We start from the raw sequence: 12,477 nt of genomic DNA, 5'->3' as shown, positions 1-12,477 counted from the left end.
TTCAGTGATTGTGAGATTCGAGAATTGTTTTTAGATGTGCTATGGTAATTGTACATTGTCTTTTTGCTTGCCCTTCTTTACTGGGCAACGTTTACGCAGTTTAACCAAAGGAGGGATCGTCCATGTCAAAGCTGGCAACGCACCGCTGTATTGAAGTTCGCCAGGAAATTGGATTACTCAAAAAGCAGATTGTCGAAACGTCGTTTGATTTAGCACTTTATCCTGACCGGATTGAAACAGAAAACGCTTCGTTCCCTATTGGTTCTGTTTTCGACATTTCCTACCGGCTGCCGAGTGGAGAAAGCCAGCTTGGTTTTCTTTATTTGCATACAAGCCAAGGCGTTGTTACGTATAAAATTAAGCAAAATCCCGAATCCTTTATTAAAGCGTTCAAAAAACTTGTCCCTGAAACAAAATTCCGCTCATAAAGCATGTGCCTGTTCCTGTTTAAATACATGCTCCCCACCAATTACTTGATACGACTGAAAAGGAACTTCCAAAAGTGGCGCCGTCACTAAAAGGACATCGCCTTCTTTTTCGCGGCGGCGCTCCCACACATGAATATTGCTGGAAACGTCACTGACATCTGCCCCAGTAGGTACAAACCAAAGCTGCTTTTGCAGTTGAGGCATATTCGATGCAGGCTGGGAAAGGACGGTCCTACGCAGACGCTTGCCTTTCTCATGTAGAATAAAGTCTTCGACAGCGCTATTGGCTGTTGCCTCTTGCCCTGCTCCTGGGCCAGCAAAAAACAATTGCTGAATGTCTTTGCCTTGTAACAGAACGCCATTGGCCACACCGTTTACGCCCGCTAATAGATGTGTTTCCTCTACAAAAGCAGGCTTCACAGTACCAGTTATGCTGCCGTCTTGTTGTAAAAAAGAGGTGCCAACAAGTTTTAAGGCAAACTGGTTTTCTTTTGCCACCCGTACATGCCATGGTTCAATCCCGCCGATTCCTTGGCGTTCAAATGCCGATAAGTCGACCCATTGACCAAAACAAAGGCGCGCCAGCAAAGTCAACTTATACAGGGCGTCATAGCCTTCTACATCGGACGTCGGGTCTGTTTCTGCATAGCCAAGCCGCTGCGCTTCATCTAGAGCTTGTTGATAGGTTTTGCCACTGTCCATTTCAGTGAGAATAAAATTGGTTGTGCCGTTTAAAATGCCTGATATCCCATTAATCGCAGTTGTCGCCAATGCACTTTGCAACACATTCACAATCGGGATCGCTCCACAAACCGCAGCGTCGTAGCCGTAATAGGCACCAGATGAAAGGGCGACCGCCTCTAGTTCTTTACCGTGTAAGGCGACAAGCTTTTTATTGGCGGTCACTACAGATACGCCTTCTGCTAGCAAGCTTTCCGTATACGTTCTGGCCGGTTCGACAACATTTGTTACTTCAAACACAACATCATATGTAGCAGCCTCCCGGAAAAGATCCCATGATGACGTAACGAGTTTGGCCCCTTCGCTTTGCCTTTGCTTAGACTGATCTTTTACTAAAATGGAGACAAGTTCAATCCGATCACTTACCATCTGTTGGAGCGCTCTTTGTGTACTGGTGATGCGCTCGTAAATGCCAGTCCCTACTGTCCCAAATCCAATAATGCCTATTTTCACCGTCTTCACCCTTTCTCCATTGAAAAAACCCCTTTTCAGATAAGAAAAGGGGTTCGCCTCACTTATCTTTCAGAACAAAAGCTGCTCTGCTGAATGTAGCACCGTGGTTTACAAATAAACTGGTTGCCGGGCTTCATTGGGTCAGGTCCCTCCGCCACTCTTGATAAGTTCTTATTCATTTTTATATTAGGCACATTATAAGCAGAGGCCACGTATTTGTCAACTGCGCTTGCTAATAATGGACAAGTTTAAATCAATCAGCTGTTCAACGCTCACTTTGTTTGGCGCTTCGGTTAGAAGGTCGCTAGCGCTTGCCGTTTTTGGAAAAGCAATCACCTCACGTAAATTGCTTTTGCGTGCAAGAAGCATGACGATTCGGTCCAGACCTAAGGCAATGCCGCCATGTGGAGGCGTTCCATAATCAAATGCTTCAAGCAAAAAGCCAAACTCTTCTTTAGCCGCTTCTGAACTAAAACCAAGGAGCTTGAACATTTTTTCTTGCAGTTCCCGTTCATAGATGCGCTGGGAACCGCCGCCAAGCTCAAAGCCGTTTAAGACAAGGTCATATGCTTCGGCACGTACTTGCTCTGGATGGGTTTCCATCAGGTCCAAGTCTTCCGCTTTCGGGCGTGTAAACGGATGATGGAGCGCGACAAACCGTTTTGCTTGTTCGTCATATTCGACAAGTGGAAAATCAGTTACCCAGAGGAAATGAAACGCGTTTTCGTCAATTAGCTGAAACTCCTTTCCAAACTTTAAGCGCAGCGCGCCCAATGCATGAAACACAACTTGCTTTTTATCGGCTCCGAAAAAGAGCAAATCGCCTGCTTCAGCGTCCATTGCCGCAAGCAATGCAGCCGTTTGCGCCTCATTAAAGAATTTGGCAATCGGGCCCTTTATCCCTTCGTCATCGACTTTGAGCCAAGCCAACCCTTTTGCCCCATAAGGCTTGACAAAATCAGCTAGCGCATCAATGTCTTTTCGTGAAAGCTTATCAGCCCCGCCTTTCAGTGTAAGGCCTTTAATAATGCCGCCTGCTTCTAACGCGCCTTTAAACACTTTAAACTCCGTGTCTTTGAGCACGTCAGACAGTTCGATCAGTTCCATGCCAAAACGAGTGTCAGGCTTGTCAGAACCGTAGCGGTTCATCGCTTCCTCGTACGTCATCCGCGGGAAAGGCCGTTTTAGCTCAAGCCCGTGTGTTTCTTTCAGCAATTTTTCCATCATGGCTTCAGTCATCGCCAAGATATCCTCTGTATCAAGAAAGCTTGTTTCAATATCGATTTGCGTAAATTCAGGCTGCCTGTCTGCGCGCAAATCTTCATCACGGAAACAGCGGACAATTTGGAAGTACTTCTCAAAACCGGACACCATCAACAGTTGCTTAAAAATTTGCGGCGATTGTGGCAGCGCATAAAACTGGCCATGATGGACGCGGCTCGGCACCAAATAATCGCGCGCTCCTTCTGGCGTGCTTTTTGTTAGCATTGGCGTCTCAATCTCCAAATAGCCGTCTGCATCAAGAAAATCGCGAACGCTTTTCATGATTTTGTGACGCATCGCGAACGCTTCTTGCATATCAGGGCGACGCAAATCCAAATAGCGGTATTTCAAGCGGACGTCTTCAGCTGCATCCGTGTCTGCTTCAATTTGGAATGGCAAAGATTTCGAGACATTCAGGATTTCGAGCTCACGAACGTGAACTTCGATAGCACCAGTTGCTAGCTTGTCATTAACGGCCTGTTCATTCCGTTCCACCACAATGCCTGAAACGGCGACAAGATACTCATTGCGGACACGGTCAGCTGCTTTCAACGCTTCTTCACTGACTTCCGGACTGCACACAACTTGGACAATACCAGAGCGATCACGAAGATCTAAAAAAATCACCTGGCCTAAATCACGGCGCCGCTGCACCCACCCTTTTAGTTGAACCTGTTGGCCTGCGAGTGTTTTGTCAAGTTGGCCACAATGATGTGTACGTTTCATCTCCTAGTTTCCTCCTCGTATCTGTTCTTGTAAAAATGATGTCAAATCGCTAATGGCGACTACCGTTTGTTCTCCAGTTGCCATTTGTTTAACGAGCGCTTGTTGCTTCGCGATTTCGTCTTCGCCAATGATAATTGTATAAGACGCTTGATAACGATCAGCCGCTTTAAGCTGTGCTTTCATTTTTTTGCCTAAGTAGTCTTTATCAGCACGAATGCCTCCATCGCGCAACCGTTGCAACAGTTGTGGCCCTAGGCGGCTTGCTTCATCGCCGAGAGTAACTACATACGCATCAAGGCTTTGCGGTACTGGCAAGTCGACATTCTCCGCTTTCATCGCTAATATAAAGCGTTCGATGCTGAAGGCAAATCCGATGCCTGGCGTCTCTGGCCCGCCAAATTCCTGGACAAGTCCATTGTAGCGCCCGCCCCCGCATAGCGTTGTAATTGCTCCGAATCCTGGAGCAGTACTAAGCAATTCAAATGCGGTATGGTTGTAATAATCCAACCCACGCACAAGCGTTGGATCGACTACATAAGGAATGTTCAGCAAGTCGAGCGTTTCCTTTAGCGACTGAAAATACGCACGTGACTCTTCATTTAAATAATCTAAAATCGACGGTGCTGTCGCCATAAGCGGATGCTCTCTATCCTTTTTGCAATCGAGAATACGTAATGGATTTTTTTCAAGTCGCATTTGGCAATCGCTACAAAATTCATCAATTGATGGCTTAAAGTGGGCAATTAATGCTTCCCGATGCGCCTGACGGCTTTCCGAATCGCCAAGTGAATTGATGACCAGTTTCAAGTTGACAAGGCCAAGTTTTTTGCAGATGGCGATGAGCAATGCTAGCACTTCCGCATCTAGTTGGGGGCTAGCGCTGCCAAGCGCCTCTACGCCAAATTGGACAAACTGACGCATACGCCCTGCTTGTGGGCGCTCATAACGAAACATTGGGCCTGTGTAGTACAACTTCGTTGGCTGTGCTGGGGATGCATACAGTTTATGGTTGACATAAGAACGAACGACTGCTGCCGTTCCCTCAGGCCTTAGTGTTAAGCTGCGACCGCCGCGGTCCGAAAAGGTATACATTTCTTTTTGAACAATATCGGTCGTATCGCCTACACCCCGTGAAAAAATTTCGGTATGTTCAAAGATCGGCGTACGGATTTCTTGATAATGGTATGTTTCGCATGTTTCCTTAGCAACTTGTTCAATGTACTGCCAAATTGCTGCGTCATCTGGCAAAATATCTTGCGTCCCCCGTGGCAGCTGAATCGACATCTCTCATCTCTCCTTTTCCATAAAAAAACTCCCGTCCCAGATGATCGGATCATCTGGGACGGGAGCATATCCCGTGGTACCACCCAAATTGAGGCATAAAGCCCCCACTTTTGTCTGTTAACGCCAGCTACGCCCTTTCCTACTAAACCAGTGGTTGTTCAGAAAGAATCCTCAAAGGTGTTCATTCGTTACGGTAGAAGAGGCCGCTTTCAGCCTAGGCGGCCCTCTCTTTGCATCTATTGCCCTTAACTACTATGCCTTATCATTGGTTTTATTCCATTTTTCAGTTGTGATGGTAACAAAACGGCAGGCGTTTGATGCCGCCTTTTTTGTGCGCTTATATGCTTCAACAATAACTCTAAGATGTTTATAACTATACGAATTACACAGACCGGTGTCAACCGTTAATTGCGATTTTGCTGTTTTTTATACATCGGTAAGGAATGTTGCTCGATACCTGTTTCCAACGGTTTCACTAGATCCCAGACTCCTATTGGGGTAGGAATCTCTTTTTCCCATTGCGTGTAAAACGGCACTGGATAGTTGCTACTAGTCCGCATGTAACCGCCCCTTTTCCCAACGTTTTTGTTAGGATAGCCATTCCAAGGCCGTTTTAAACGTATTTTCAAAAAAAGAGGCATTGATAGATTAAGTCATGGAGCGCGGGGCGAATACGGCGAATCGCATGATTGTCTCTTCCTAAATGGACACGGTTCGTTAAAAAAATGACCGCAAGTTCAGCAACAGGGTCAAACCATATGCTTGTGCCTGTAAAACCAAGATGGCCATAGGAAAACGGGGAAAAAAAGCGGCCGCAAGACGAGTTGGTCTGTGCTCCTTTTATGATCCAGCCGAGTCCCCGGGGTTCTTCCATACCAGCGCTAAAATGTTGCCGTGCATAGCGGAGAATGTCTGGGTCAAATAGCAAAGGGTTTGCTGTTTGCATTTCACCAGCAAATTTTTCAATGTCACTCACTGTCGAAAAAAGCCCTGCATGGCCACTGACGCCCCCCATGGCAAAAGCATTCTCATCATGGACTTCACCGCATTTAGGGCGCCCTAACCAATGATCCCATTCCGTTGCTGCGTAACGAGTAGCAGGAAATCGGGGACAAAACTGTGTTTCCTGCATGCCAAGAGGAGTGTATATCCATTCGTTTGCAACCCGTTGCAAACTCTTTCCGGTTACTTGTTCGATGATTGCTCCAAGGGCAATAAAACTTAAATCGCTGTAAACGACGCGGGTTCCAGGTGTGTACGTAGGCGCTTGGTGGCAAACACGGGCGATCGTTTCGTGATAATTAAGCCCCTCCTTATAAAAGGGAACGCTGGCAGGAAGCCCTGCTGAATGGGTCAGCAACTGAAAAATGGTTACATTTTCTTTCCCATTAGCGCCGAAAGGAGGGAGCACCTCTGCTACGGGCATATGGAGGGAAAGGCGCTTCCTTTGCCATAACTGTAAAATGAGCGGCAACGTGCAAACAACTTTTGTTAAAGAAGCTAAATCAAAAACCGTATTGATGCTCATCGGTTGCCTGTCTGGCCATAGCTGGCGATAACCGATCGCGCCCCGGAAAAGCAGGCGGTTTCGATGGATCACACTGATAACAGCCCCAGGAAGCCGTTCTTTGTCGATTTGCTCTTGCAAAAAAGTGAACATGGTACTGCCTAGCTCCACCGTTTCTCCCCCTTTTTGCTTTAGATTACCACAAAAAGAGGCATCTCCGTAAAGCAAAAGAAGTCTCCTTCCCTTCATCCAAGGATGAAAGGAGGAGACTTCAGAAAGTTGGGGCCGGTTTCGATCAACCGGAATGGGCCCTCGCCGATTGAGCGAAGCTTACTTACTCTGTTTATAAATTTGTTCGATGATGCTTGAAACGAGGCGGGCCTCATTCGGTTTCACGATCAGTTCTGTTCCACTCGTGCAGGCAGCGACAAAATGCCGTGCTTGTGCTAGCCCTTCATCGCTTTCTCCGGAAATCCAGTCCGCCACGGTAGTCGTCATCATTCCTTGAGAAGCATGGTTGACAGCATAAGGAAACACGTTTACGCCACCTTGGGTGCCAGAGATGCTTAACGTTTCTTTGTCTTCAGGAACATTGGCAGCCCATGACGTTTCAAATAGCATCGTCGCGCCGTTTTTAAATTTAATATAAGCAGTGGCGTGGTCTTCGACATCAATGGTCGTTGCATCGTACAATCCCCATTGATTGACTTGGTCAGGATCGCGGCTGACCATTTCGTACGTTTGGCCGTGAACACTTTCTATTTCTGGGAAATCAAGGAGCCAAAGTGCTAAATCTAACAAATGGCAACCGTAATCCATTAGACACCCTCCGCCTTGAAGGGATTTATTGGTGAACACGCCCCATCCAGGGACTTTTCTCCGCCGCATCGCTTCGACACGCACGACTAGAGGGTCGCCGATTCCTCCAGAGGCAATTAGACGTTTGGCGGCTTGCGATTCCTTTTTAAAACGGTAATGGTAACCGACTTGCAATACACGCTTCGCTTTCTCGGCTGCGTTGACCATGTCCTCACACGCTGCATCCGTAATGGCCATCGGTTTTTCACAAAATACGTGGACACCAGCTTCAAGTGCGGCAACGGACATCTCATGGTGAAACTTGTTAGGCGTACAAATAATAACGGCATCGACACGTTTGAACAGTTCCGCTGCCTCTTTTGCGACAAAAGGAATCGCAAACTGGTCGGCAACTTCTTTCGCTCTGTTCTCATTAACATCATAAACGCCAGCAAGTTCGACTCCCTCGATTTTTGAATATGCAGGGATATGCCTGCCTGATGCAATGCCGCCGACGCCAATAAACCCTAGTTTTAATTGTATCATTTGCTTCCCCCTGGAACAGGCTCAAGAGGCTTGGCGTTTCCGTAAGCAGGATATGCCCGTTTCGTCGGTGCTGCCCAGCGAACGGCATTTTGAATGACCCGTTGGACATGTTGATTTTTAAAGGTAGGATACGTTTCATGCCCTGGACGAAAATAAAAGATTTTGCCGTTTCCTCTCGTGTATGTACAGCCGCTACGGAACACTTCGCCGCCCTGGAACCAGCTAAGAAAAACGATCTCATCTGGATTCGGAATATCAAAGTGCTCGCCATACATTTCTTCCTTCTCTAGTTCAAAATATTCATCAATGCCTTCTGCAATTGGATGGCTTGGGCTCACAACCCAAAGGCGCTCTTTTTCATCCGCCTCACGCCATTTTAAATCGCACCCTGTCCCCATCAATTTCTTGAATATTTTCGAGAAATGGCCTGAATGAAGGACAATCAAGCCCATTCCCTCAAGCACCCTTTTATGAACGCGTTCGACTACTTCATCCGCTACTTCGTGGTGAGCAATATGCCCCCACCAAACAAGGACATCGGTTTGGTTTAACAGTTCTTCTGTCAAACCATGTTCAGGCTCGTCTAGTGTTGCCGTTGAAACTTGATGTTCTTTGCCTAAAAAATCAGCAATGACTTGGTGAATCCCGTCTGGATAAACGCTGCGCACAGCTTCATCTTTTTGTTCATGCCTAAATTCATTCCAAATGGTTACATTCATTGTATTTCCCCTTCCTGGAATCGTTCCCAGTAATCGTTAAGTTGATTTCCGCGCCAACAGCGGCGCCTCCAAATATGTCGCTAACGGTGGTGGACTCTCTTTTCGCAACAAAGCGAGCATACGTTCCATTGCTGCCCTGCCCATTTCCTGCACAGGCTGGTGAATCGTCGTCAACTCGGGTTCAATCAAAGTAGCATGCGGTTGATTGTCAAAGCCGACAATCGCTAAGTCATCAGGGATTTTCCAGCCAGCAGCTTTTGCCTCAGCGATTATTCCAGCTGCCACTTCATCGCTTCCTGTCAAAATGGCATCAGGCCGGTTAGCTAAGCACACCATTTGTTTGAATATATTTCTGCCGTCCTCAAGGGAATGTCCCAAAAACAAACATTCGCCATACATGTGCATCCTGGCTTCTTCCATTGCCTGGCAAAACCCTAAATAACGATCTTGGGCAAGTGGCGAAATAACGGCATCGGATTCCGTTTTTGTGATCGGATTGCAATAAGCAATTTGCTTATAACCTTTTTTTAACAAATGGACAGTTGCTTCGTACATCGCTTTACTCTGGTCAATTGTCACTACTGGTACTCCATCAGACTGCCGTGGATATTCATTGCAAATGACAATGGGCCCATAATCCGTATAGGGGGCAATCGTTTCCCAATCATTAACGAGCGAAGCAAGAATAAGGCCATCGACTTGTTTGGTTCGCAAAAGCTGCAAGAAATGGAGCTCTTGGTTTGCAGAACCTCTTGTGTTGCATAAAATAAGCCTATACGACTGTTCAGCAGCGACCTCGTCCATCGCGTCTACAATTGCACTAAAAAAAGGGTTTACGATTCGTGAAACAAGGACAGCAATTGTCCGTGTTTCTGTTCCCCTAAGGCGTTGAGCCGATGAATTCGGTAAATAGCCCAGCTCCTTCATTGCTTGTTTGACGGCTTTCCGTTTTTCCTCATCCACATAAGGCTGATTGTTCATTACACGGGAAACCGTTGACCGTGACACACCAGCACGAAGGGCCACATCTTTAATTGTGGGCATTGATCCACTCCTTTATTGAAAACGTTCTCATTTCACTTTTATTGTACTTGTTTCTCCCTTCATGTCAACCTTCATTTATAAAAAAGAGCCTGCCAACTGGCAAGCTCCGGACTATCGTTGCAAACGCTCGTATACATTTTCGTTTGTGCAAGTATCGGCTCGTTAACACTCGTCTTATTCGGATCCCCCTTAAATGAAGATGTCAACACGATTAAGACGACAAGCGCTTACTCGCTTTCAACTAAAATCGTTACCGGCCCATCATTAATTAACTCTACTTCCATCATCGCCCCAAACTCGCCCGTTTCCACAACAAGGCCGAGCTCTCGCAAATAGCTGTTAAAACGTTCATAAAGCAGCTTTGCCTTTTCAGGCTTAGCAGCACGCATGAAATTAGGACGACGTCCTTTTTTACAGTCTCCATAAAGCGTAAATTGTGAAATCGATAAGACGGAACCGCCTTGATCGAGTACCGATTCATTCATTTTGGCAGAGCTGTCTTCAAAAATGCGCAAATGGGCTACTTTTTCCGCACAAAAACGTACGTCCGCTTCTGTATCTTCTTGATGAATTCCAACTAAGAGGACAAGGCCTGGCCCAATGTCGCCTACTGTTTTTTGGTCGACTCGAACACTGCCCCGTTTCGCTCGCTGGACTAGTACTCGCACTTTTTCTCACCTGCCTCGACTCTAATGGGTTACCCTCCGCACAGAGTAAATGTCTTTTAACTGTTTAATTTTGTCGACCACTTTTTGCAAATGAGCGATATTGGAAATAGAAATGCTCATTTCAATCGTCGCCATTTTATGCTTATGGTCAGAACGCCCAGAAATCGTATTTATTTGCGTGCGCGTTTCTGTCAATGTGTGCAACACTTCATTTAACAGACCGTTGCGGTCAAATCCAGTAATTTCAATGTCGACATTATACGACTTGCCCTGCTGCTCATTTCCTTCCCATTCCACTTCAAGCAAACGGGACGAATCTGAATCGGCTATGACATTCGGGCAATCTTCACGGTGAATGGAAACGCCACGGCCTTTCGTAATGTAGCCGACAATCTCATCTCCTGGCACTGGCGTGCAACATCGTGCTAGGCGGATAAGCATATTGTCGACCCCTTTTACATGCACGCCAATTGAATTTGTCCGCTTGTTTGGCGAAACCGTTTGGATTTCATTTAACACTGCATCAAGGGATTGTTGCTCCTGCTCGCTGTCTTTTGCTTTGCGTTGTTTTTCAGTAAGGCGATTGACAATTTGTTTAGCGCTAATTCCGCCATAACCAACTGCTGCATACATATCTTCTTCGCCAGCAAAACTGAACTTGCTAATCGCTTCTTGTAAATTTTCCTGCGTTAAAATGTCTTTTACATCGAAATCAAGCGCCCGTATTTCTTTTTCGATTGCTTCTTTCCCTTTGACGACATTTTCTTCGCGTTTCTCTTTTTTGAACCACTGTTTGATTTTGTTTTTAGCATGTGACGACTTAGTAATTTTCAACCAGTCATGGCTTGGCCCATATGAGTGTTTCGACGTCATCACTTCGACAATGTCACCCGTTTTTAGTTCATGGTCAAGGGGGACCATTTTGCTGTTCACTTTCGCACCGATACAACGGTTGCCGATCTCACTATGGATCCGATAAGCAAAATCAAGAGGAACCGATCCCCGGGGCAATTCAATGACGTCTCCTTTTGGTGTAAACACAAACACCATATCAGAAAACAGGTCCATTTTCATAGATTCCATAAACTCTTGGGCGTCATTTGTGTCTGTCTGCGATTCAATCACATCGCGGAACCACGTTAATTTATCTTCAAACGAATAGCGATTGCTTGAGAGTGTTTTCCCTTCTTTATACGCCCAATGGGCGGCAACACCATATTCAGCTACCCGGTGCATGTCCTCTGTACGGATCTGCACTTCCAGCGGGTCTCCGTTCGGTCCGACTACGGTTGTATGCAGCGACTGATACATATTTGCTTTTGGCATGGCAATGTAATCTTTAAAGCGTCCTGGCATGGGGCGCCAGCACGTATGAATGACGCCAAGAACCGCATAACAGTCTTTAATGTTTTTAACAATAATTCGGACAGCTAGCAAATCATAAATTTCATTAAATTGTTTGTGCTGAATCACCATTTTGCGGTAAATGCTGTATATATGCTTTGGCCGGCCTGACAATTCTGCCTGTACGTTCACTTCTTTAAGTTGGACTTTGATTTTGTCCATCACTTCTGTCAAATACTCTTCCCGTTCAGCACGTTTCCGTTTCATTAAATTGACAATACGGTAATACTGCTGTGGATCCAAATAACGAAGCGCTGTATCTTCCAGTTCCCATTTAATCGTTGAAATTCCAAGACGATGTGCCAATGGAGCAAAGATCTCTAACGTTTCGTTTGAAGTAATCCGCTGCTTCTGCGGTGGCATAAATTTAAGTGTCCGCATATTATGGAGACGGTCTGCCAGTTTAATCAAGAGGACGCGGATATCTTTCGCCATAGCCATAAGCATTTTCCGGTGGTTTTCGGCTTGCTGCTCCTCTTTTGATTTATATTTAAACTTCTTTAATTTTGTTACGCCGTCAACTAGCATAGCGACTTCCTCGTTAAACGCTTCTTCCAAATCGTCGACTGTTGCTTCGGTATCTTCAACGACATCATGAAGAAAAGCGGCGGCAATCGTATTCGGATCTAATTCAAGCCCGACAATAATGCCAGCTACTTGGACTGGGTGTAAAATATAGGGCTCTCCCGATTTACGGTACTGACCACTGTGTGCCTTTTCAGCAAACTCGTACGCTTTTTCCAAAAAGACAATATCATCTTTTGTCAAATACGCACGCGCTTTTTCGAGCACCTGATCAATTGTCATGAAATCACCTTTACTCATTCGACAAGTTTTCTTTCTATTATCCGCTACTCGTTCAGTGTTGTAAAGGGAGAGCGGCTTAGAAATTGCAA

General features: G+C 46.0%; 10 protein-coding genes, 1 riboswitch and 1 other annotated feature. Of the genes, 1 reads left to right on the top strand and 9 read right to left on the bottom strand.

What is annotated here, in order from left to right; genetic code table 11:
* The first annotated feature begins 122 nt into the window (after positions 1 to 122).
* On the top strand, positions 123 to 428 hold the full coding sequence (locus BUC05_RS01315; protein ID WP_011246423.1) for a hypothetical protein: 306 nt from the start codon (positions 123 to 125) through the stop codon (positions 426 to 428).
* Here the strand turns inward: BUC05_RS01315 and BUC05_RS01310 are convergent.
* From BUC05_RS01310 to BUC05_RS01270, 9 genes are all read right to left on the bottom strand, one after another.
* Positions 423 to 1,622 (bottom strand): homoserine dehydrogenase, encoded by a 1,200-nt coding sequence (locus BUC05_RS01310; RefSeq protein WP_073303974.1) that lies wholly within the window; start codon positions 1,620 to 1,622, stop codon positions 423 to 425. The genes BUC05_RS01315 and BUC05_RS01310 overlap by 6 nt on opposite strands.
* Before the next feature lie 59 nt (positions 1,623 to 1,681).
* Positions 1,682 to 1,792: riboswitch (SAM riboswitch) on the bottom strand.
* A gap of 49 nt (positions 1,793 to 1,841) precedes the next feature.
* Complete coding sequence (aspS, locus tag BUC05_RS01305) at positions 1,842 to 3,611, bottom strand: aspartate--tRNA ligase (protein ID WP_035204535.1); 1,770 nt, start codon at positions 3,609 to 3,611, stop codon at positions 1,842 to 1,844.
* Positions 3,612 to 3,614: 3 nt separating this feature from the next.
* Complete coding sequence (hisS, locus tag BUC05_RS01300; RefSeq protein WP_011246420.1) at positions 3,615 to 4,895, bottom strand: histidine--tRNA ligase; 1,281 nt, start codon at positions 4,893 to 4,895, stop codon at positions 3,615 to 3,617.
* Between the two features lie 51 nt (positions 4,896 to 4,946).
* Positions 4,947 to 5,170, bottom strand: a binding site (T-box leader).
* 350 nt (positions 5,171 to 5,520) lie between these two features.
* Positions 5,521 to 6,573: a serine hydrolase domain-containing protein gene (locus BUC05_RS01295; RefSeq protein ID WP_244153275.1), complete on the bottom strand. Its 1,053-nt coding sequence runs from the start codon at positions 6,571 to 6,573 to the stop codon at positions 5,521 to 5,523.
* Between the two features lie 159 nt (positions 6,574 to 6,732).
* The gene (locus tag BUC05_RS01290; protein WP_035204533.1) at positions 6,733 to 7,746 is read right to left on the bottom strand and encodes a Gfo/Idh/MocA family protein; all 1,014 of its coding nucleotides are present in this window, start codon (positions 7,744 to 7,746) and stop codon (positions 6,733 to 6,735) included.
* A complete protein-coding gene (locus BUC05_RS01285; RefSeq protein ID WP_011246417.1) occupies positions 7,743 to 8,465 on the bottom strand; it encodes a ThuA domain-containing protein in 723 nt (240 codons plus the stop codon). The genes BUC05_RS01290 and BUC05_RS01285 overlap by 4 nt, the downstream gene beginning before the upstream one ends.
* A 36-nt stretch (positions 8,466 to 8,501) precedes the next feature.
* Positions 8,502 to 9,509, bottom strand: coding sequence for a LacI family DNA-binding transcriptional regulator (locus tag BUC05_RS01280; protein ID WP_035204531.1), 1,008 nt, complete (start codon positions 9,507 to 9,509; stop codon positions 8,502 to 8,504).
* Positions 9,510 to 9,736: 227 nt separating this feature from the next.
* Positions 9,737 to 10,177 carry a D-aminoacyl-tRNA deacylase gene (gene dtd / locus BUC05_RS01275; protein ID WP_011246415.1) on the bottom strand — a complete coding sequence of 147 codons (441 nt, stop codon included), beginning with the start codon at positions 10,175 to 10,177 and terminating at the stop codon, positions 9,737 to 9,739.
* A gap of 21 nt (positions 10,178 to 10,198) precedes the next feature.
* Entirely contained in the window at positions 10,199 to 12,406 is a 2,208-nt protein-coding gene (locus tag BUC05_RS01270; RefSeq protein ID WP_011246414.1) for a RelA/SpoT family protein, read from the bottom strand.
* Positions 12,407 to 12,477: the final 71 nt, after the last annotated feature.

The sequence above is a fragment of the Shouchella rhizosphaerae genome (assembly GCF_900142675.1).
GTDB classification, from domain to species: Bacteria; Bacillota; Bacilli; order Bacillales; family Bacillaceae_D; genus Shouchella; species Shouchella rhizosphaerae.
The sequence above is the reverse complement of the archived record's forward strand: the minus strand, read 5'-3'. Positions and strand labels throughout refer to the sequence as shown.